Source organism: Shinella sp. WSJ-2, from assembly GCF_003432075.1.
Lineage (GTDB): Bacteria > Pseudomonadota > Alphaproteobacteria > Rhizobiales > Rhizobiaceae > Shinella.
Window position 1 is genome coordinate 621,895 of sequence record NZ_QWBU01000001.1, and the last position, 21,128, is coordinate 643,022.

A 21,128-nucleotide genomic window follows, 5' to 3' on the forward strand; every position below is an offset into this window, starting at 1 on the left:
AGCCCGCTGGAAGATCGGTCCTGTCAGCTCGTCGCGCCGAGCCGGCAAGCCGAAATGAGATCGAGTGCCGGATCGCGCACCTTGGTTTCCACCCGCATCATGCCAAGCACCGAGTGGAAGAGATTGTCGTGCGACTGCGGCTTCGTCGTCTCTTCCTTCAGGCAATCCGCCGAATAGGCCGCCTTGGCATCCTTGCCGAGCCACAGCACGAAGGGCACGTGGGTCTGCTGCGGCGGTGCGATCACATACGGCGCGCCATGCAGGTAGAGGCCGAATTCACCGAGCGATTCGCCATGGTCCGACATATAGAGCATGGATACGTCGAGACGGTCCTGCTGGCTGGCCAGCCGGTCGATAACGCTTGCCAGGATGTGGTCGGTATAGGCGATCGTGTTGTCATAGGCATTGACGATCTCCTCGCGCGAGCAATCGGAGAAATCCGCGCTGCGGCAGTCGGGCGCAAAGCGGCGAAACGCCTCCGGATAGCGCTTGTAGTAGGCCGGGCCATGGCTGCCGATCTGGTGCAGGACCAGCACGGTATCCCGGTTCACCGAGCCGATCCAGCTGTCCAGCGCGTCGATCAGCACTTGGTCTTGGCATTCGCCGCCCGAGCAATAGGCGGGGTTGCCGCTGTTGATCAGCGAGTGCACCTTCAGAAGCCTGGCGATCCCCTTGTCGCCGGTATTGTTGTCCCACCATTCTACGTCGATGCCGGCATGGGAGAGCACGCCGAGCAGGCTCTGCGTCGCAAGCCCCTTGCGGTGCGAATATTCGGCGCGGGTATAGACGGAGAACATGCAGGGCAGCGAGACGGCCGTCGCCGTGCCGCAGCTCGTCGTCTGCGGGAAATAGAAGATATCCTTCTTCGCCAGTTCCGGATTGGTGTCCCGTTCATAGCCGCCGAGCGAAAAATTGTCGGCACGCGCCGTTTCGCCGGCCACGATGATCATCAGGCGCGGCTTGCGTGCGGCCACCGGCCCGTCGATGACCCGCGCATCTTCGCCAATCGGCGCCGCGACGATGTTGATATTCCCGGATTCACCGACGGCGAACTGAACGGCGGTGACGAGCGGCACGAAGGGGTTCAGCGTCTCGAACCAATCATGATGCGAGCGCACCGCCGCGGCATAGACGCGGGCATGCGAAAGGCCTGCGACGAGAGCAATGACCAGCGCCGGCACGATAACGGCTAGATCACCCCGCACTTTCCGGAAGAAGGACCGGTGGCGGACCTTCACCCAGATAAGCAGCACTGCGGGCAGGATGCCGAAGACCAGCATATGCAGCACGAAGCCGGGGGTGATCAAATTCCCCGCCTCGGCGCTGTTGGTTTCGGCGGCGTTGCGGATCATCTCGATATCGATGACCACGCCGAACTGATCCATGAACCAAGCGCCGGCGGCGGCGGCCAGAATGAGAAGGATGAAGACCGGCTTCATCACATACTTCACCGACACAGCGACACAGAGCGCGATGTAGAGGCACGCGATGCCGATAGCGATAGAGGCGAAGGTCGTCGGGCGCCCCTCAAGATAGAGCCAGCCTTTCGACCAGAAGCTCTGGTTGGTAATGGCCAAGAGGTAGAGCGCCGTTACGATGCTGACCGTGATGCTGCCGAGCTCGGGCCTCCACAGACCCTTGCGGCTCGTTGCTCCGGTGTCTTCGCGCATCGATTTTCCTTTCCGTCATCCTGCCGGCGCGCAGCATGAAAAGCGCCAGCCTGCCCGTCCCCTGCCGGGACAAACTGACACCTGGCTGAACGATGCTTACGGGATGTTCAGCGTCACGTCAGCTTTCACTCCCATAAGACCTGGGATACGGCATGAGGTGACATTTGAAGTCGAAGCTGCTCAATCCGGGAACGCTGTTCGTGACCGCCCTGATCGTCATGATCCTGGCAATCCCTCTTGCGCAGGTGCAGCTCTCCCGGGTGCGCGGCGACGACGTGCCGCAAGTCCTCCTGTGGCGAGCCGGCTGAAGCCGCCGACTAACACCTTCTTCTCCTCCATCGCTCCCAGAGGCAAAAATCGACCATAGGCATGCAGATCGGACGGCAGAGTCCGCACAGCTTGACACCGGCCGCCTGAAAACCGATTGCATTTCGCAAGCAGATTTGCGACAAGAGGGCAACAAAACGTGGAGGTCGCCATGCAACCCGTTCTCTATGCTCATCCATTTTCTAGCTATTGCCAGAAGGTTTTGACTGCGCTCTACGAAAACGGCACTGCGTTCGAATACCGCGTGCTCGATCACAACGATCCCCAGACCCTTGCCGATTTCGAGCGGCGCTGGCCGATCAAGCGCTTCCCCATTCTGGTCGATGGTGACCAGCAGGTGATGGAAGCGACCATCCTGATCGAATATCTCGACCGGCACTATCCGGGACCGGTCACGCTCATCCCCGCCGACCCGGACAAGGCGATCGAGGTGCGCATGCTCGACCGCTTCTTCGACAATTACATTTCAACGCCGCAGCAGAGGATCGTCTTCAACGCCATTCGCCCGGAGAGCGACCGCGATCCCTATGGCGACAAGGAAGCACGCGATATGCTGGAACGCGCCTATGCCTGGCTCGACCGGCATATGGAGGGTCGCATCTGGGCGTCGGGCGATACGTTCACGCTCGCCGATTGCGGCGCAGCGCCCTTCCTGTTCTACGCGGACTGGACCCATGCCATCGACCCGGCCTTCGCCCATGTGCATGCCTACCGCAAGCGCCTGCTCGCCCGCCCGTCCTTCGCGCGCGCCGTGGACGAAGGACGCCCTTTCCGGGCGTATTTTCCGCTCGGCGCGCCGGACCGTGACTAGCCGGTAGGGCAACCTCGCCGCTCACGGGCCGACGCCTTACGCCCCACGCCCGTGACGACGAGAACGGATGCTTCTTCCCGGCGCTCGACATGGCCACGCAGCGCCAGCCGGCCGAAATAGAGCGCATCCGTCTGGCTGATGCGCTCGCGGTCCGCATCGGTCAATCCATCCAGCACGGGTGAAATGCTCTTGAAGGTCTTACCCGTCGCCAGGTCGCGTACAGTCGATGACGGGCAAGGCGCCTTGAAACACCGCAGGCCATTGTCGCAAACGACGTAGAGGCGGTCCGCCGCGGCAAGAGGTGCGGCAAGGCAAAGCGACAAAAGCGCCGCGGAAAAACAGTAGCGGATTTTCATGCCGCATCCTCCCTGTGAACTACAGCTGAAGCGTGTTCAGTTCGGCCGCCGATCTTCGGCGCGCATTTCGGCAAGCGCGCGGATGGCATCCTGCCGCCCGGTTTCACCGAGTGCCTCGAACAAGCGCACCGCATCGACCCGCATCCCGAGATTCTTGTAGGAGAAGGCGCGCAGGGTCATCAGGTCCGTCGGCTCGGCGCGCAGCTGGCTGCGCTGATCGAGATAACCGATGGTCTCGCGATAGCGCTTGGCCCGGAAACTGCTCACGGCCCGGTCGGCGAGAATGGCGGTTTGGAGCTCGGCTCCGCGGTGGCCGTCGAGCTTGGCCTTCGTCGCAGCGACGGCGGCATCGCTGGTCAGTCCGGCGCGCAGATAGGCAAGGCTCTGGCCGTAGGCCGCATCACTGCGCGTACGCCCCTCGCCATTCAGAGCCACTTCGAAAGCCTGCGCGGCTTCCAGCGGCCGGTTGCGCTCCATCAGGCACCAGCCGAGCGTCAGCGCACTGGCCGGCGCCAGACCAACGGGGTTGCGCGTCGTGCGGCATCCGCCCGTCGAAGTGACAGCATTGCGCGCCGTGCGCACGGTACGCTGCGGCCGGGCGGCAGCTTCTTCGACACCCTCATGGATGACGATGCGCTGCCCGGTGCGGGCCAGCTGCGGTTGGCGCTCGCTGATCACCTTGGTCTTCTCGTCCGTCGCATCCTGCTCGCCAAGCCGGGCGATGCGCTCGGAACGATCGGCCCAGGCCTGTTTGACGGCAGCGAGGCCCGCTTCGTCCTGAAGGCGTAGCCGTGCGACGCCGAGACCATAGGCGGCAGGCTCATAGTCTGCCTTCCATTTCAGTACCTGGCCGAACCATTCCTCGGCGGTCGCAGGCTGGTCCATGGCCAGCGCATACCAGCCGAACTGCTCGCCGGTCTCGGGATGCTTTTCCTCCAGCGTCACCTGCGCGACACGGTTCAGCACCTTGGCATCGAGTTTCGGCGGCGGATCAAGCGCCAGCAGGTTTGTGGTCGCGGCCAGATAGGTCTTCATCGCCTGGTCGGAGGTCGTGCGCCAGGCATACATAACATCCTCGGCCTCGCCCGGCATCTTGCGGGCGAGAAGAATGAGCGCAAGGCCCTGCGAGGCGGAAGCGGAATCCTCGACCGCCCGCGCCTTGCGGAAGAATGGTTCGGCGGCCGCGTTCTGGTCACGCCGCAGGTGATACCAGCCAAGCAGCAGTGCATCGGAGGCAAGCCCCTCGTCCGTTACCAGCTTTTCAACCAGCTTCAGATAGACCGGCGCCACCGTGATCTCGGGGTCCTCATCACCCTCGCCGACGAAACGGCGTGCGAGATCGCTGCGGATCGCGTCGAACTCCTTGACGCCGTCAGGTCCGGTATGCTCGCGGGCGAGCAAATCCTGCATGTCCGTGTAACCGAGCAGCGTCGAAGCCTTCTGCACGGTCGCCACCCGCACCGGTGCATCCGTGCAGTTGTCGATAATATAGCCATAGGCGTCCTTGGCACGCTGCACACGGTCGGTCTTCACGAAGGCCTCCGCGACACGCCAGAGGACATCAGCATCCGAGCAAGTGAGCAGGCTTGGCGTTTCAGCACCAAGCCGCACGACATCCTCACTCTTGCCGGCGTTGGAAGCGGTGATCAGCTCGGCGCGCTTTTCCGCCACGTCGAGACGGTCGACCAGATCGGCTGGCGGCGTCCATTGCGGCTCCTGCTTCTGGCGCTCGGCGATCGCCGCGCGCACATCCGCATAGCGCGCCTGGCTATAGAGCGCCCACATAGCCTCCAGCTGCTTATCCTCATTGACCGGCACGGCGAGCGGATTTTCCGGCGGTGTCCACGTCGGATAAAGCGCGCGCAGACGCGCGATTTCGGCATTGAGCCGCGCCGTGTCGCCGCGCGAAGCGAAGTAGCGAAGCGCGCTTTCATCGACGATGGGGCGGCGCTCCACGGTTTCGACGACCGGCGTGGTCTTCGCCTGGTCGTTCTCTGCCTGAGCAATTTCCACCCGCGACTGCTTGGTCGCGGCGGTCGGCGCTTCGTCGGTGCTGCCGGTTGCCACCTTGTCAGTGCCCACGCCAAGGCGCGGCATGCCCTTCGTCAGATCATCGGGCACGCCGAAGGACAGGCCGGCGACACCGGCCGCTCCAGCCGAGGCAAGGACGACCGCCATGAGGATCGACTTCATGCCGAGCTTCCTTCGGTACACATCAACCATACGGCTCCTCCCGCTCCGCAATGACGCGCCTAAGGCAACGCCAAGCGTCGCCGGAAGAAACCAACGAGCTTCGATAAAAGCGCGATAGGGTTAACCGGCCGTAAACAACCACCGGTCAGTGTTGCGGGGTCTCGTCAGAGCGGACGACCGAAACGGCGCAAAAGCCCTGACGTCGCAATACCCAGGAGGATCGACAGCGCACAAAAGACCAGCGCATAGGCGAGGATATTCGACGACAGCCAGTTAGCCGCGATCAGGCGGACATTGGCAAAGGTCCACGGCTGGGTCGCAACGAATCGCGTGCGGCTGACGGCGCGCGTATCAAGCGCGTCGGCATCCTTGCTCTCAAGCGTCATATAACCGTCGAATTGCTGCCAGCGATCGTCCTGCGCCACCGCCTCCATGCCAGCGCGAAGATCCGCTCCCGTTGGGGCAGAAACGACGGTCCAGACGGCCGTACGTTCAGGGCTGTCGCCCTGCGCGACGAGGAAACGCGCCGCGTCGTCGGGCGCCACCAGCGCCTCTTCACCCGGCAGAAGGCGCAATGAAGACAGCGAAATGTCGAATGTCTCCTGCAACCAGGCTTCGAGTGCTGAAATCTGTCCCCTCCAGGAACCACCCCGCACGCGCGACTGCCATTCGTTGAGCGCATCCTGTGTCGCGTCTTGCCCTGGACCCGCACCCGCGCTGCCCCAGCTTGAAGCGCTTTCAGGCTCGATATGCGTCTGGCCGAGCACAAGGGGAGGAAGCTGAGAGATCGTGCCGAAAAGAATGGCATCCCGCTCGCCGATCGCGAGTGCCGAGGATTCCGGCCGCACCTGCAATGCCCGGCCGCTCGAAACGGCCATCTTGCCGAGGAAGGTCGCGCTGGTCGATAGCGTGTCGGTATCGAGACGGTCAAGATAGAGCGCGATGGGATCGGTCGCCCGCGAATAGGGAAAGCCGGTGCCTGAGAGCGCGGCGAGGTTCGGCAGCTGCGCGATGCGGGCAAAGCGCGGCATGCGGAATTCGGATGTATCGAAGAGCGCGAAACGCGGCTCCTCCGACGCGCTGGCGCCGGGCGCGCAGACCTTGTCGGCGGCGGTCATCAGCACCGTCTCGATATCGATGCGGTTCGGCCCCGGCCGGAAGTGCCGCATGGTCACGCGGATCGGCAGATGGCGGAAGATGCCGCCATTGCGGCTAGTGATCGGCACCGTCGAGGCAATGTTGCCGTTGACATAGATATCGACATGGCTACCCGGCAGCACTTCCGCCGAATAGGCGGCGTCGAGCAGCAGCGTCGCCTCGCCATAGGCGCCGGCATAAAAATCGGAGGGAATGCCGACATCGAAGCTGGTGCGCAGGCGCCGACCGCTGAACTCGGCGGTGCGCACGCCGAGCGAGGCGAGCTTCAAAGTCGTCGCGCCCGCCAGCAGCGGCATTTCGGCGGCATTACGCTGGCGAACGCTGAGCGCCTCGCGCGTCACGCCGAGTGGCCGATCGATAGGCGACACCATGCCCTCCACCGCGCCTTCGATGGCCGGCCAGTCCGGTCCGCTGACGACGAAGATCTTATGGTCACCCGAAGGCGCATCGACGAAGGTCGCGATCGCCGAGGAACCGGCGGAGGCCGGCAGGCCGGGCAGCAAAGGCAGGAGATCCGCCGCGGTACCAACCATGACCTGCAACTCGCCTGCCCCACCCGTCGCAGGCAAGGCATCGACCACGTCGAATGTCTGGTTGGGCATCTTCGCCATCAGGGCGAGGCCTTGGCTCAGGCGCATCAGCGCATTGGTGGCGACGGGCTGGCGCATCTCGGGCACGACCATGGTGAACCTGGTCTTGCCGGTCGGGCCGACGCCGATGCCCGCTATATCGTCGGTTGTCAGCAGGCGGCCACTGGTGTCGCGCGGCACCGTCAGGTAGGTGCGCGCCGGGTCAAGCGATGTCCACAGATCATAGGTCGAGCGGATAGTGCAATCGGTGCGATGTCGTTGCACAGCATTGAACGTCACGCGGTTGACGCCGGGCCGCAGCAGACCCGCCGGCAGGTCGAAACGCATGTCCTTGATGCCCTCGGGCGACTGCACGGGCATTTCGCCGACCGTCACGTCATTGACGACGACGGTGAGACTGGAGACTTCAGGGGCCACGACGACCGCGTTGGAGTAGCCAAGGCTGATCGACGTCGCAGCCGCTGCCTGTTGCGGCGTGAGATAAACGGGGAAAGATCGGCTCGCCGCCTCGCCTTCGAGCATCAGCGCCGTCGCCGGAATGATGTAGCGCCGCGTCGCCGTATCGGAAACCTCCCTCGCCTTTTCCGGTACCTTGGTCTCGACGGCCGGCGTTGTGTTGTCGACAATGGCCGGCTTGATATCCGTGGTCGGGCCGCGCTCGCCCGACATGTCAAAGGGCAGCGTCGCCTGCTGGGCGAAGGCCGTCGATGCAGCGAGCAGACAAGCAAGACCGAACAGCACGGACTTTTGCGGAGACATTGTCACGACGCGCTCTCCTTCTTGCGCTCGCCGCCGAAGCTGCGCACGAAATAGATCAGGCCGCGACTGGTCTGGTAGGCGGCGATGCCGAGGAACCAGAGCGTTCCGCGGAAAAGACCGGGATTGTAACGGCGAGAAACCTGGAAATCGCTCCATTGGTTGGAGTTGGCGAAGATCAGGTCGGCGACTAGCGAATGGTGGCGCGCGACCTCCGGCATGAAGCGGCAGCCGACCGCCAGCACGCTGCCGAGGCTTTCGACATTGCGTACCTCCACCGGCAGCGCTTCCTCCTCCGTCGCGCCTGATGGTGTGAAGCGCAGATAGGCGCGTGCATTCGCCTCGACCTGGGTCTCCAGCCCGAAGACCTGCACACGCGCGCCGTTGGCGGACACGTTTTCGAGCGTCGAGGGATAGTCACGGCCATCGAGAGCGAAGGTACACCGCCGCTTGACGGTCACGCGCCGGCTCGATGCCCGCTCGCTGCGTTCGGACACCACGCCGAGCGCACAGCCGGCAATGAGCAAATTGAGCAGGTTCCAAGCGCCGACTACGAAGGTGACGTCTGCCTTGTAAGGTTCGGCATAGAACCGGTAGACGCTCATAAGGAAGGCGATGAACAGCACGCCGAAAATGACGAAGAACGGCCGACTGATCTCTGACAGGCGCGACACGCTGATCGACTCGTCCTTCGCCGTTACCTTGAAAGTCGGCTTGGTCGGATTGAGCATGACCGAGACGACAGCGGGCAAAAGGTGCACGCTCTGCACATATTCGTAGAGTTCTGAAATCCATGGCCAGCGGAACGAGCCATAGAGATAGTTCTGCATCATCAGGTTCACGAGCATGTAGGCGAGCGTGTAGCCCAAAAACTCGCCGCCGGAAGCCGTGAAGATTTCAAGATCGAAGAAGAGATAGAAGAGAGGCGCGACGAGAAAGATCGTGCGCGGGAACGGGAACAGCCAAAACAGCATGGACGACATGTAGCAAAGCCGCTGCGGCACGGAGAGACCACCCTTGAAGAGCGGGAACCGGAACCGCAAGATCTGCATCATGCCCTGCGCCCAGCGGCTGCGCTGACCGATGAAGCTGGCGAAGGTGGCGGGCTGAAGGCCGGCGATCAGTGGCTTGTCGACATAGACGCTGTTCCAGCCGCGCGAATGCAGCGAGAGCGCCGTCTCGCAATCCTCGGTGATCGACAGCCCCGAAAAGCCGCCAGCCTCGTTGAGCGCCGTGCGCCGGAGCACGGCGGCCGAGCCGCAGAAGAAGGATGCGTTCCACTTGTCAAGGCCACGCTGGATGATGCCATAGAACATTTCGTTCTCGCTCGGCATCTTCTCGAACGTACGCAGGTTGCGCTCAAGCGGATCCGGATTGAGGAAGAAGTGCGGCGTCTGGACAAGGAAAAGTTTGGGATCGTCGGCGAAGAAGCCGACCGTCTCGCGCAGGAAATCGCGCGCCGGGGCATGGTCAGCATCGAAGATGGCGATGAGCTCGCCCGTCGAATGCTGCATGCCGTTGTTCATGTTTCCGGCCTTGGCGTGCTCGTTGCGGGCGCGCGTCAGGTAGTTGACGCCGAGATCGCGGCAAAGGTCCTGCAATTCACGGTGCCGCGCTTCGGCGGTCTGCGCCTCGATCACGGCGGCCGCGTTGCGTTTTTGCTCTGTGCCGCCGTCGTCGAGCAGCCAGATCGTCAGCTTGTCGGCCGGATAGTCCATCGCCTTGGCGGCGGCGAGCGTGTTGGCGAGAAGGCCTATGTCCTCGTTGTAGCTCGGCACGAAAACGTCAACGGAGGGTAACCGCCCTTCCTCGGCCCTGCGGCCCTTGCGTGGCGGCAGCGGCATCGCCACGACGAAGAGGCTGAGCGCCAGCATCACGACGCTGTACATCTCGGCGAGATAGAGCAGGAAGCCGGGAATGAAATTTTCCAGCTGGTTGAGTGGCGGCAGCGTGCTCGTCGTGCGCCAGTAGACATAGCGTAACACCACGGCCGTGCCGAAAGCGAGCGCGATCAGCCGCCAGATGCCTTCCGCCCTGAGTACCTTGATGATGGCCATGAGCGTGACAACAGCGATACTGGCGATCAACTGGGTCTGCAGATTGATCGGCAGCGTGATGACGAGGATCACAAGGGCAGAGACGAGCGCCCACAGGATGATCGTGCCAGTATGTCTCATGCGCCGTCCTTCGCCATCATAGCGTCCCAGCCCAGACCTTATGCACTATTCTATTAAGGAAAAATTAGACCGGGCAGTCGCTTTGTCAGTTACAGGTTGCGGAGCCCGATGCGCTTGTAACGCAGGCAGGTGAAGGCACCACGATCGCATCGTCTCCGACCCCCGTCATTGTCGTTGTCGATGCCATGCCGCCGGAAGGCGACGGCACCACCACGACATCTTTCGCCACAACGTCCTTGGCGACCACCTGCTCGGTGCGCCGGGCAACGGGCCTGGTTTCGGCGCCACGCCTGCTGACCGGTGCCTTCTCGACCGTTTCGACACTGACGACGGCGCGCCGTGGCTCTTCGATCGCCACTCGCAGCGGCTTACCCCCGCCGATCTCCGGATCGACTGCCGCCGGGGTGCCGTAGGGGTTCCAGGTGGCACCCGAAAATCCACCGGTGATGGTATAGCCGTACATCAGCTCGACCAGTTCCTTCTCGCCTGCCCCGGCCTGACAGACGCGCAGGCGAATCTGCAGCATGCCGAAGCTGTTCAGAAGGTTGCGGTCGGCCTCGTCCGAGCGGATCTGCTGCCAGCCGTAGAGGCAGCCGTCGTCGCCGGCGCCAGGACCGTAGGCATAACCGAAGGGGCCGTAGGTATTGCGCACGAAATTGCTTGATATCGTCAGCCGTCCGCCAGGCACGTAGCTACGGATTTCCGCCTGGATCGCCGAATGACGCACCGGCTTGAAGGCCAGTCCGCCGGCCGGCATCGCGACGGTTTCGGCTGGGCCGAAAGCCTGGATGCTGATGAAATTCTGACCCGACGTCGAGGCGGAGGTCGACAGCGCGATCTGTTGCTCGATCGCATTGGTATATTGGCGCTGGATCACACTGACGATAGACAGCGTACCGGGTGCAGGCAGCACCAGAGCGCTTGCTGCCGGGACCGTCGAGGACAACGTCGCGACGCCCGCACCCGGCTTTGCTGCACAACCGCCAAGCACTGCTGCGCCCAGCGCCACCAGCAGGGAGCTCATCCAAAACACGCCACCGCCGCGGCCAGAAAAACGAATCGCTGCCGAATCATCCATAACTCACTCATATTTCGGCCGACACAGAATAGGAATCCCCAGATCCCACCACATGTTAAGGCGCGAGGAGCTTCATGCAAGACAGATAGCTGCGGCCGATGCGGACCTCGCTGCCGTCGAGAAGTTCCGCGGACCAAGCGCCATGCCGGCCGCGCCGAAAGCCTCTGATGGCCTCCGTGCGCAGGATCGTGGACCTGTGGACGCGGATGAACTGGTCGGCCGGCAGCCGGCTTTCGAGCGAGGCCAGCGCCTCGTCGAGCAGATAGGTTTCGCCGTCGGCGTAGAGCCGGGAATAGTCTCGCTCGGCATCGATGCGGGTGACGCCCGCCGCCGAAACCCGCACCAGCCGCCCGCGTGAGCGCACCCAGAACGGCGGCAGGCTCGCCTGCTCCTGGCGCATGGCCTGGCGAAGCGCATCGAACGCCGCTGTCATCTCCGCCAGCCGCTCGGCGGCGTTAAGGGTTTCGAGGCGTTGGCGCACGCGCAGGAGTGCCGCGGCCAGCCGCTCCTCCTCCACGGGTTTCGTCAGATAATCGACGGCATTGGCAGCGAAGGCTGGAAGTGCATAGTGACTGAAGGCGGTAACAAAGACGATCGCCGGCGGCGCGTCTCGCAGGGCATCGACCACGTCGAAACCATCGCCGCCCGGCATACGGATATCCAAGAGCAAAAGGTCCGGACGATGTCGCCGCGCGGCCTCCACCGCATCGGAGCCATCGCGGGCCTCGGCAACCACCTGTACGCCGCCGATAGCGGCAATCAAACGGGCAAGCCGCCGGCGCGCGATTGGCTCGTCATCGACGATGATGGCCGTCAGGTCGCGTTCGATCCTCATGAACGGTCCAGCGGCAAGAGCAGGCGCACACCGAAGCGGCCGGGACGGATGTAGCCGCTGGAGAGCGACGCGGCGCCGGAAAAACGCGTGGCGATGCGGTCGGCGACATTGCGCAACCCGATGCCCATGCCCGCCGGCATCTCGCCGGCTTCGGCCTGCGGCGCGTCGTTCTCCACCGAAATGACCAAAGCACCGCCAAGTCGCTCGGCCCGTAACGCGATTTCCACCGCTCCCCGCGTCGCGCCGACGCCGTATTTGACGGCGTTTTCGAAGATCGGCTGAAGGATCAGCGGCGGTACGCGGATATCGTTCATACCCTCGTCGACGGAGAAGGAGACCGTCATCCGGTCGGAGAAGCGCGTGCTTTCCACCGCAAGATAGTCCGATTGCAGCGCAAGCTCTTCCTTGAGCGGAATATCCTGGGTCGGGTCCAGCGTCAGCGTCTTTCGCAGAAAGGCGGAGAGCTTGAGCACCATTCCCCGGGCATGGGCGTTCGCCCCCTCCTCGATGAGCCCCGCCATGGCATTGAGCGTGTTGAACAGGAAGTGTGGGTTGACCTGATAGGCGAGCGCGCGCATCTGCGCCGTCAGCGCCTCCTCGCGCAAAGCCGCCATACGCCGTTCGCCTTCCGCCAGCGCCAGGCTATAAGAAAGCACGAGAGAGAGGCAGCACCAGCCGAAGAACAGCGCCATGCTCGAGACGGTGCTGTAGGTGAACTCCTTCATATCGAACGGCGCCGGTTCAGGATAAGCGCAGACAATATAGATGAGGTAATCCGCGCCCGCCGAAAGGGGTGCTGCGACGAGTGACAACACGAAGGCGACGGTCGCCTGCCGCCAAAGCGGCCCGGACAGCGTATGCTTCAGGAGGATCGTCATACCGATCGTTAGCAGCGATGCGAATGCGATCGAGGCAAGCTTGCCAGGCGCAGACTCGACCGGATCCGTGCCGGCAATTCCCCAGAACACGCTCGTCGAAACGAAGACCGCCAGCCAATAGGCCGCCGCAAGGCGCAGGATGGCCTTGCATCGCTCCTTCTCCACCCCGTTCCACCCTGCACCCTTATATGCCATCGCCGGATACCCGGCCTCGGCCAGATCAGCCATTCCATTCCTCGTGCGCGTCACCATTCGTGCCGACTATTCCGCCGATTGCCGCGCCTGTCGATAGACGCTCGTCGCCGCAACAAGGCCGTTCGCAGAAATTCGCTCTATCGGAGGTAGCGGCCGTGTTCTATCCCCGACGCGGCGAGAGCGACCGAGATTCGCCGTCCGGCAGAGGCCAATAGGACTTTTCCGCGACGGCCTTGTCGTTCCGCTGCCACGGACAGGTGTTAGTGCCTGCCGGGGCCATGCAGAATTATGTATCGATTTCGAGGAGTTTATATGTCCACCATTCCCGGCGACACATCTACAAACGCAACGATCAGCACCGGCCAGGTCATCAAGAACAGCCTGACCACCGCTGGCGATGCCGACTGGTACAAGGCCGCGTTTTCCGAGGGGCTCGACTACGGCTTCCGCCTTTCCGGTGACGGTTCCGGCTCGTCCATGCCCGATCCGGATCTCTATCTCTACGATGCCAACGGCAATTACCTCGAAGGCGAGACGAACTATTCCTCCAGCACGGTAACGATCAGCTTCTCGGCCCTTGCCGGCGGTACCTATTTCGTCGGCGTCAAGGATAACGGCAGCGACATCGGCAACTACGTCCTTACCTGGCTCGGCAATGACACGATCCGCCGCGACGTCAACACGACGGCAACCCTGTCCCAGGGGCAGACCGTCAAGGGCACGGTGGATGTCGCCGGCGACTCCGACTGGTACAAGATTAGCCTGAAGGCCGGCCTGGACTATGGTTTCGTCGTTTCGGGCGACGGCAGCGGCGCCTCGATGCCGGATGCCGACCTGTTCCTGCGTGACGCCGAGGGCAACTGGGTGGCCGGGGAAACGAACTACAGCAGCAGCAGCAATGCCTTCTCCTATGCATCAAGCCGCACGGGGGTCTATTTCCTCGACGTCAAGGACAACGGCAACGACATCGGGAACTACAAGCTCAGCTGGGTAGGTGCCGATACGATCCAGCGCAACATCACGACAACAGCCGTTCTCGCCACGGGCAAGAGCATCACGAGCGCCATCGACGTCGCCGGTGATTCCGACTGGTTCAAAGTCAGCCTCAAGGCCGGCATCAGCTATGCCTTTACGGTAACGGGCACCGGCACCAGCGGCCTGCCCGACGGCGATATCTTCCTGCGCGACGCCAACGGCAACTGGGTGGCGGGGGAGACCAACTACTCCTCGGCGACCGGTATCGTCACCTTCACGCCGACCGCCTCCGGAACCTACTTCATCGACGTCAAGGACAACGGCAGCGATATCGGCCGATACATCGTCTCCAACCCCAGCCTCGATACCGTCTTCAACAATGTCAAAACGACGCACAGCATCCTGGCCGGCCGGACGATCGGCGGCAAGATCGACGTGCAGTCCGACAGCGACTGGTATGGTTTCACCGCCAAGGCCGGCGTCACCTACACGTTTTCGGCCAGCGGCACCGGCAGTGCGGCGGCAAGCGGCCTCAAACTGATCCTGCGTGACGCGAACGGCAACGTTATCAGCTCGGATGCAGACGCCTCCGCGCTCATCGAATTCAAGGCCACCAGCTCCGGCAAGGTGTTTCTCGACGTCGCCGGCTATTCGTCCTCCACCAAGGGCGACTTCATCCTCACCGCCATCTCGAACGAGGCTGTCCAGAAGGGGACGTCGGGCGCCGACTCCATCAAGGGCGGCGAAAACAACACCACGATTTACGGCTATGCAGGCAACGACATCCTCAATGGGGCCGGCGGCAATGACGTGCTGAACGGCGGGCTGGGCGCAGATAAGCTCTATGGCGGCAGCGGCACCGACACGGCCTCCTACCAGAACGCCACCAGCGGCGTCGTTGCGAGCCTTCTCAAGCCCACGACGAATACCGGCGAGGCAAAGGGCGACGCCTATTCCTCCATCGAGTGGCTCATCGGCTCGGCATTCAACGACAAGCTGCAAGGCAACGGCGGTGCAAACCGTCTCACCGGCGGGGCCGGCAACGATCAGCTTTATGGCGAAGACGGAAACGACGTTCTCATCGGCGGTGCCGGTGCGGATAGGCTCTACGGCGGCAACGGAAGCGACACCGCCTCCTATGCGGATGCCAAGGCGGGCGTCGTGGCAAGCTTCGCCAAGCCGACCTCCAACACCGGCGACGCCAAGGGCGACACCTATTCGGCAATCGAAAACCTGACCGGTTCATCCTATGCCGACCGGCTCGAAGGCAACGGGGCCGCCAATATCATCAACGGTGGCGCCGGCAACGACCAGATCTATGGTGCCGCCGGGGCCGACAAGCTCTATGGCGGCGCAGGCGCCGACCGCTTCGTCTTCAAAAGCGCCGCGGACAGCACGACGACTGCCCGCGACATGATCTACGACTTCTCGCAGAGCCAGGGCGACCGGATCGACCTTTCCGGCATCGACGCACGCTCGTCGACCAGCACCAACGACGCCTTCACCTTCATCGGCGAAAAGGCCTTCACCAAATCGGCCGGCCAGCTTCGGTACGTAAACAGCGACGGCGACACTTTTCTCTATGGTGACGTCAACGGCGACGGCGTCGCCGATTTCTCGGTCCGTCTCGACAAGACGATCGACTTCGTCAAGGGCGATTTCATCCTGTAAGACAGGACATCCTATGAGAAAAGGCGGGGCGGCTTCGGCCGCCCCGTTCTCCATCAGGGCGCAACGGACTCATAACGGGTGTTGCGCCAATAGCCGGATGGCTCGGAAAGGCAGTCTTCCAGCCCGGCCCGCTCGAAGGCCTTGCGCTGCTCGGCGGCCGCCGTTTCCAGAATGTCGTCCGTGTCGAGATGCGCCACCTTGCGACCGCGCATCAGCACCTTCCCATTCACCAGAACGGTATCCACATCGGCCGCATTGGCGAAATGCGCGATGCGCAGCACCGGCATTCCCGGCGGGTAGAGATGCGGCTTGCGCATGTCGACGAGCACGATATCCGCCTTCTTGCCCACTTCCAGCGAACCGATCTCGTGTTCCAACCCCAGCGCCCGGGCGGCATCGATCGTCACAAGCTCGATCGCCTTGCCCGGCGGCAGATAGGCGGGATCGCGGAAATGGCGGCGATGATAGTGCATCGCCTGCGTCATATGGCGGAACATGTCGTAGCCGCGGTCCGGCGCGGACGCGTCCGAGGCGATGCAGACATTGATGCCGGCATCGAGCAGTTCCGGCACCGGACAGCGCCCGTAGATCGACATGATGGCGCTCGGATTGTGGATGATGGAGGCGCCAGTCTCCTTCAGGGCCGCGAAATCCTCCGGCGTCAGATCGACGCTGTGGCCGAGCAGCGCGAAGCGGCCGAGCAACCCGAAATCACGGGCCAGCGCGATCGACCCCTCGCGATGGCCGTCCTGCGTGAAGAGCACGCCCAGCCGCTCGCGCAACGCCATGACGGCCTCGCCCATGGCGGCGATCTCACGGCGGTCGGCGGGATCCTCGATGTGCTTGGCATTATAGACCGGCATCATCAGGCACACGCCGGTGCCGCGGCCAAGCACGTCGTTCCAGCGTGTGATGAGGTCTTCGCTGACATCGAGCTGCTGCTGGAATGTGACGGCGACATCGCGCACCTGCCCGTCATCGAACCGTCGGAAGCTGCGCGGGAACGGCGGACGGCGGGGGCCGGCGGCGAGGATGGTGCGCAGTCCCGATTGGGCGGTCGCGCCGCAATGGGCATCGCCGAAAGCCGGGTCGTCGGTGCGTATGATATCGGCGCCGCCGCCGAGCAACGTCATGCCCGTCGTCACGCCGGCCATCAGCCGCTCCAGCATGGTGAGCTGCGCTTCCGCCCGCCAGAAATCCGGTGTCGAACCCTGGGCATAGACGCCCTCGCAGACCTCGGTCCAGCGATCGACATCGCCATAGCCGGCCGCGCGGATGAGACCATGGCCGGCATGGGAATGGCAATCGATGAGGCCGGGCATGGCGACCATGCCTGTGCCGTCGATGGTCTCCTTCGCGCCTTCCGGCGGCGCCTCGTCTTTCGAGCCAATCCCGACGATGCGGTCGCCCGCGACGGCGATCCAGGCGCCTTCGATGACACGGCGCTCCTTGTCGACGGTCAGCGCCGTTACGTTGCGCAGAAGCACATCCGGCTGATTCACGCCCATTCCACCTTCATACAAACAGAATAATTATTGTACACAAAATCATCGGCGAGACCCAGGCGGAATGCAAGCGATATTCCAACGCAGCTTCGGGCGAACGCGCTTGCCCTTCGTTCCTGCCGGCGCATTCCTATACCGCGAGATCCTCCAGTCGAGACCGGAACATCGGCAAATTTCCGCGATTCGACAGAGAGCGCCTGCGGGGTATGTTGCCGACCATGTCCGCGATCTTGTATTGCTCGGCGCACGGACACATTCCACCGGACTTTATCGGCGGAATGAATGAAGACAATGGCGATGGAGCGGTCGGGCGGAGGACCGCCGATCGGGGAGAGACGATGGACCAGGCGTCGAAAGCAACGGCCGGCCTGCGCGCTACGGCCACGAGGTCCAGAAAGCGGACCGGCCCGACCGACGCGCATATCCACGGCGAGATCTACGGCGCCATCATCAATCACCGACTGCGCCCCGCGACCCCGTTGCAGGAGGATGCGCTGGCCGGTGCCTTCGGCGTGTCGCGCACCATTATCCGCAAGGTGCTGCAACGGCTCGCGCATGAGAAGCTGGTCGAGCTGATCCCCAACAAGGGCGCCTTCGTGGCGCGGCCATCCATCGAGGAGGCGCGACAGGTCTTTGAAGCGCGGCGCGGCATCGAATGTTTGCTGATCGAAAAGCTGGCGCTGACGGTGACAGAAGACAACGTTCGCCGGCTGGCCGGCATGGTGGAAGACGAGGCCGACGCCGTGGCGCGCAACGACAAGAAGCGCCGCGTCCAGCTGTCCGGCGATTTCCACCTCGAACTGGCCAGGATGGCCGGCAATCTGGTGATGCGCGATTTCGTGCAGGAACTCGTCTCGCGCACCTCGCTGATCATCGCACTCTACGAATCCCCCGGCGCCGTGCCCTGCTCCCATGGCGAACATGCCGAGATCATCGATGCGCTGAAGCGCAGGGACGTCAAGCGCGCGGCGAGCCTGATGGACCATCACCTGCGCCACATCGAGGCGCAGATCGACCTCGAGGAACAGCCGACCCGCGTCGATTTCAACGCGCTTTTCCGGTCGGCCTGAAACAAAACCCCGGTCTCCTTGCGAAAACCGGGGCTTTATAGGTCTTATTACTTCAGCTTGGCGCTGACGGCGTCGATGCCGGCGCGGGCGCATTCGTCGTCGATATCGCCGCTCGGAGCGCCGCCGACGCCGATGGCGCCGATCGTTTCCTCACCGGCCTTGACCGGAACGCCGCCAGCGAGAACCAGCAGCTTGTCGATCGAAACGAGCTCGGCAGCCGCCGGGTTCTTGCCGACGTTTTCGGCGATCTTCTGGGTCGGCGTGCGGAAGGAAGCGGCGGTGTAGGCCTTGCGGACGGCGCTGTCGAGCGTGTGCGGGCCGGCGCGGTCGGCGCGCAGGACGACACGGGTCAGGCCGGCACGGTCGACGACGGCAACCGTCACGTTGAACTTCTTGGCAGCGCAGGCCTTCACGGCGGCATCGGCAGCTTCAACGGCGATATCGAGCGGCATGTTGCGCTCGGTGAGGATCTCGGCCTGGGCGGCGCCGGCAAGCGTGAGGGCGGCAAAGGCAGCGGCTACGAACGTCTTCATGGGGTTCTCCATCTGGGGCCGCTCGGTTCTCGTTGGCGGCGACGTCCTCTTTTCGGAGATTTCCGCGTTTTGCGGTATCGGTGGACGGACGGAGCGGAGTCCGTAGGGCTACGGAGCCTGGCCGATCAGCGACAGGCGCGCGAACTCCGCGACCGACGTCGTGCCGAGTTTCTGGGCGATATTGGCGCGGTGCGTATCGACCGTGCGCGGCGACAATTGCAGGGCCTCCGCGATCTCCTTGGTCGACCAGCCGCGGCCCACCATGTCGAGCACCTCGCGCTCGCGATCGGTCAACTGCGCGACGAGCTGCGCGGCTTCCGCCTTTTCCGCTCGCGCATCGAGCGCACCGGAGGCCTGCTGCAGGGCATCGATCAGCACTTGCTCGTCGATCGGCTTCGTCAGGAAGTCCACCACGCCGGCCTTGAAGGCCCGCCGGCAGGCATGCACGTCGCCATGGCCGGTGCAGATGATCGTCGGCCAGTCGCAGCCGATGGCGCGCAGCTTTTCATGCAATTGCAGGCCGGTGATGGCGGGCATGCGCAGATCCAGCATCAGCACGCCCGGCTTCAATTTCGGCGCGCGCGCCAAAAAGGCGGTCGGATCGCCGAAGGTCTCGATGCGGATGCCATAGGTGCCGAGCAGCAGCGACAGCGCGCTGCGCACGCCCTCGTCGTCATCGACCAGATAGACCGGCGCCATCGTCATTCCGCTGCTTCCTCTCGTCGTGTCGTTTCCCGCGCCGCCGGCAGGCGCACGGTGAAGACCGCGCCGCCCTTCGGATCGTTCTCCGCCGAAATGCCGCCGTCGAAGCGTTCGACGATGCTTTCGCACAGACTGAGGCCAAGGCCCATGCCGTCGGGCTTGCTGGAGAAGAACGGCTCGAACAGCCGCGGCAGGATATCCGCCGGAATGCCGGTGCCGTTGTCGGACACGATGATCTCGTAATTCGCGCCTGTCGCCTTCAGGAAGACCAGCACCCGCCCGTCTCCTCGCCCCGCCTGCTCCACCGCATCGGCGGCGTTGCGGATGAGATTGTGGATGACCTGCTCGATCTCGACGGGATCGATGCGCGCCAAGGCCGGCGCGTCCGGCAGATCGACAGCGAGTGCGATGCCACGCCGGTCGAGATCGATGCGCGAGAGCGCGACGATATCGGCGGCGTGCCGGCAGAGATCGTGCACGCCCGCCTCCAGCGCGCTCTTACCGACATAGGCGCGCAGTCGCACCAGGATATCGGCGGCGCGCTTGGCCTGAAGCACGTTTGCAGCCAGCACGCCGTCGATCGGCGTGTCGGCAAGGCCGTTCGCCGCCGCGATGCGCCGCCCGGCCTGGCTCTGGCTGAGCAGCGCCGTCAGCGGCTGGGTGAGCTCATGGGCAATGCCGGAGGCCATCTCGCCCATGCTATTGATGCGCAGCGCATGGGCCAGCTTCGTCTCGTGCTGGCGCAACGCCTCACGCCGCGACGCCGCCTCCGCCGCCTCGCGGGCGACGGCCGCCTCATGGCGATGGCGCAGCAGCGAGCGCACGAGCACGAGGCCGGCCAGCGAAATGGCCGCAAAGAGCGCCAAGGGCAGCGGCGGCAGAAGCTGCGCCAGCGTGACATGGCGTTGCAAGGACAGGCGCAGGGGCTGCGTGACGCTGGCGACGGGCGCATCGAAACCGAGGGTTCGAGCGCGGAAGGATGCCCCGGCCGGCGTCTCGGCACCCGTTTCCAGCAGGGGGCCATCGACCGTCGAGAGGGTCAGCGCGGCCCAGCGCGGCAGCTCTTCACCCTCGACCAGCTTCGCGCCGTCGATATCGAGACTGACGGCCATCGTGTCGTTCATGCGCTTCATCAGCCGGTAGTGGCCGGGCTTGGCATCCGGCCCATAGACCGCCTTGCCAGTCGTCAGCCTCTCCACCGCCTTGAAGACACGCGCGGGATCAACAGCCGAACCATCGGCCGACGTCACCGAACTGATGACGCGCGCATCGCTCAACGAAGGCACGCTGACGAGATCGATGGCCTCGATGCGCGGATAGAACCGCAGGATCGATTTGGCGACGAGGTCGAAATCCTCCGATGGCTGCGCCTGCGCAAGGCCGAGCGCGCTGAGGCCGGTAAGATGCGCATCGTGCTGGGCAACGCGCTGGGAGATCGCCCGCTGCAACGCCCGGCCGCTTTCCGAAACTTCCTGTTCCAGCGCCTGCCGGTGGCTCGTCGCCGAATAGAGGCCGAAGGCCGCCATCAGCAGCAGCCAGCCGCCCACCAGCGCGGTCCAGGATCGAAGAAAGGTCAGGGTTTGATGCATCGAAGGTGAAGCCGGTTCAAGGATCGGGGACGCCATCATAGGACGTCCCTCAGGCCTTG

The 21,128-nt window shown here is 63.8% G+C and carries 16 protein-coding genes; 4 read left to right on the plus strand and 12 right to left on the minus strand.

Annotated features, from left to right (window positions below; all coding sequences use genetic code 11):
• Window positions 1–23: 23 nt before the first annotated feature.
• Window positions 24–1,670 carry a phosphoethanolamine--lipid A transferase gene (locus D0Y60_RS02985; RefSeq protein ID WP_117366637.1) on the minus strand — a complete coding sequence of 549 codons (1,647 nt, stop codon included), beginning with the start codon at window positions 1,668–1,670 and terminating at the stop codon, window positions 24–26.
• A gap of 164 nt (window positions 1,671–1,834) precedes the next feature.
• Here D0Y60_RS02985 and D0Y60_RS24670 point away from each other — a divergent pair, with 164 nt between their 5' ends.
• Entirely contained in the window at window positions 1,835–1,978 is a 144-nt protein-coding gene (locus D0Y60_RS24670; protein WP_158565380.1) for a hypothetical protein, read from the plus strand.
• A 170-nt stretch (window positions 1,979–2,148) separates the two neighbouring features.
• Window positions 2,149–2,808 (plus strand): glutathione S-transferase family protein, encoded by a 660-nt coding sequence (locus tag D0Y60_RS02990; protein WP_117366638.1) that lies wholly within the window; start codon window positions 2,149–2,151, stop codon window positions 2,806–2,808.
• Here the strand turns inward: D0Y60_RS02990 and D0Y60_RS02995 are convergent.
• The 7 genes from D0Y60_RS02995 to D0Y60_RS03025 all read right to left on the minus strand — a co-directional run bounded on the left by D0Y60_RS02995 (window position 2,805) and on the right by D0Y60_RS03025 (window position 13,057).
• Complete coding sequence (locus tag D0Y60_RS02995; protein ID WP_117366639.1) at window positions 2,805–3,164, minus strand: hypothetical protein; 360 nt, start codon at window positions 3,162–3,164, stop codon at window positions 2,805–2,807. The genes D0Y60_RS02990 and D0Y60_RS02995 overlap by 4 nt on opposite strands.
• A 36-nt stretch (window positions 3,165–3,200) precedes the next feature.
• On the minus strand, window positions 3,201–5,357 hold the full coding sequence (locus D0Y60_RS03000; protein ID WP_117367066.1) for a cellulose synthase: 2,157 nt from the start codon (window positions 5,355–5,357) through the stop codon (window positions 3,201–3,203).
• A 164-nt stretch (window positions 5,358–5,521) separates the two neighbouring features.
• On the minus strand, window positions 5,522–7,864 hold the full coding sequence (locus tag D0Y60_RS03005; protein WP_117366640.1) for a cellulose biosynthesis cyclic di-GMP-binding regulatory protein BcsB: 2,343 nt from the start codon (window positions 7,862–7,864) through the stop codon (window positions 5,522–5,524).
• Between the two features lie 2 nt (window positions 7,865–7,866).
• Window positions 7,867–10,038, minus strand: coding sequence for a UDP-forming cellulose synthase catalytic subunit (gene bcsA, locus D0Y60_RS03010; protein ID WP_117366641.1), 2,172 nt, complete (start codon window positions 10,036–10,038; stop codon window positions 7,867–7,869).
• An 85-nt stretch (window positions 10,039–10,123) separates the two neighbouring features.
• Entirely contained in the window at window positions 10,124–11,116 is a 993-nt protein-coding gene (gene bcsN / locus D0Y60_RS03015) for a cellulose biosynthesis protein BcsN (protein WP_117366642.1), read from the minus strand.
• 55 nt (window positions 11,117–11,171) lie between these two features.
• Window positions 11,172–11,951, minus strand: coding sequence for a LytTR family DNA-binding domain-containing protein (locus D0Y60_RS03020; protein ID WP_117366643.1), 780 nt, complete (start codon window positions 11,949–11,951; stop codon window positions 11,172–11,174).
• Complete coding sequence (locus tag D0Y60_RS03025; protein WP_245409070.1) at window positions 11,948–13,057, minus strand: histidine kinase; 1,110 nt, start codon at window positions 13,055–13,057, stop codon at window positions 11,948–11,950. The genes D0Y60_RS03020 and D0Y60_RS03025 overlap by 4 nt, the downstream gene beginning before the upstream one ends.
• A gap of 279 nt (window positions 13,058–13,336) precedes the next feature.
• Here D0Y60_RS03025 and D0Y60_RS03030 point away from each other — a divergent pair, with 279 nt between their 5' ends.
• Window positions 13,337–15,670: a pre-peptidase C-terminal domain-containing protein gene (locus D0Y60_RS03030; protein WP_158565382.1), complete on the plus strand. Its 2,334-nt coding sequence runs from the start codon at window positions 13,337–13,339 to the stop codon at window positions 15,668–15,670.
• 53 nt (window positions 15,671–15,723) lie between these two features.
• Here the strand turns inward: D0Y60_RS03030 and D0Y60_RS03035 are convergent, their stop codons facing one another.
• The gene (locus D0Y60_RS03035) at window positions 15,724–17,178 is read right to left on the minus strand and encodes an amidohydrolase family protein (protein WP_245409071.1); all 1,455 of its coding nucleotides are present in this window, start codon (window positions 17,176–17,178) and stop codon (window positions 15,724–15,726) included.
• A 335-nt stretch (window positions 17,179–17,513) separates the two neighbouring features.
• On the opposite strand from D0Y60_RS03035, the gene D0Y60_RS03040 reads away from it, so the two are divergent.
• Complete coding sequence (locus tag D0Y60_RS03040; protein WP_158565384.1) at window positions 17,514–18,245, plus strand: GntR family transcriptional regulator; 732 nt, start codon at window positions 17,514–17,516, stop codon at window positions 18,243–18,245.
• Between the two features lie 47 nt (window positions 18,246–18,292).
• Here D0Y60_RS03040 and D0Y60_RS03045 read toward each other — a convergent pair whose 3' ends face one another.
• From D0Y60_RS03045 to D0Y60_RS03055, 3 genes are all read right to left on the minus strand, one after another.
• Window positions 18,293–18,778: a heme-binding protein gene (locus D0Y60_RS03045; protein WP_117366646.1), complete on the minus strand. Its 486-nt coding sequence runs from the start codon at window positions 18,776–18,778 to the stop codon at window positions 18,293–18,295.
• A 108-nt stretch (window positions 18,779–18,886) separates the two neighbouring features.
• Window positions 18,887–19,483 carry a response regulator gene (locus tag D0Y60_RS03050; protein ID WP_117366647.1) on the minus strand — a complete coding sequence of 199 codons (597 nt, stop codon included), beginning with the start codon at window positions 19,481–19,483 and terminating at the stop codon, window positions 18,887–18,889.
• The gene (locus D0Y60_RS03055) at window positions 19,480–21,069 is read right to left on the minus strand and encodes an ATP-binding protein (RefSeq protein ID WP_158565386.1); all 1,590 of its coding nucleotides are present in this window, start codon (window positions 21,067–21,069) and stop codon (window positions 19,480–19,482) included. The genes D0Y60_RS03050 and D0Y60_RS03055 overlap by 4 nt, the downstream gene beginning before the upstream one ends.
• Between the last annotated feature and the right edge of the window lie 59 nt (window positions 21,070–21,128).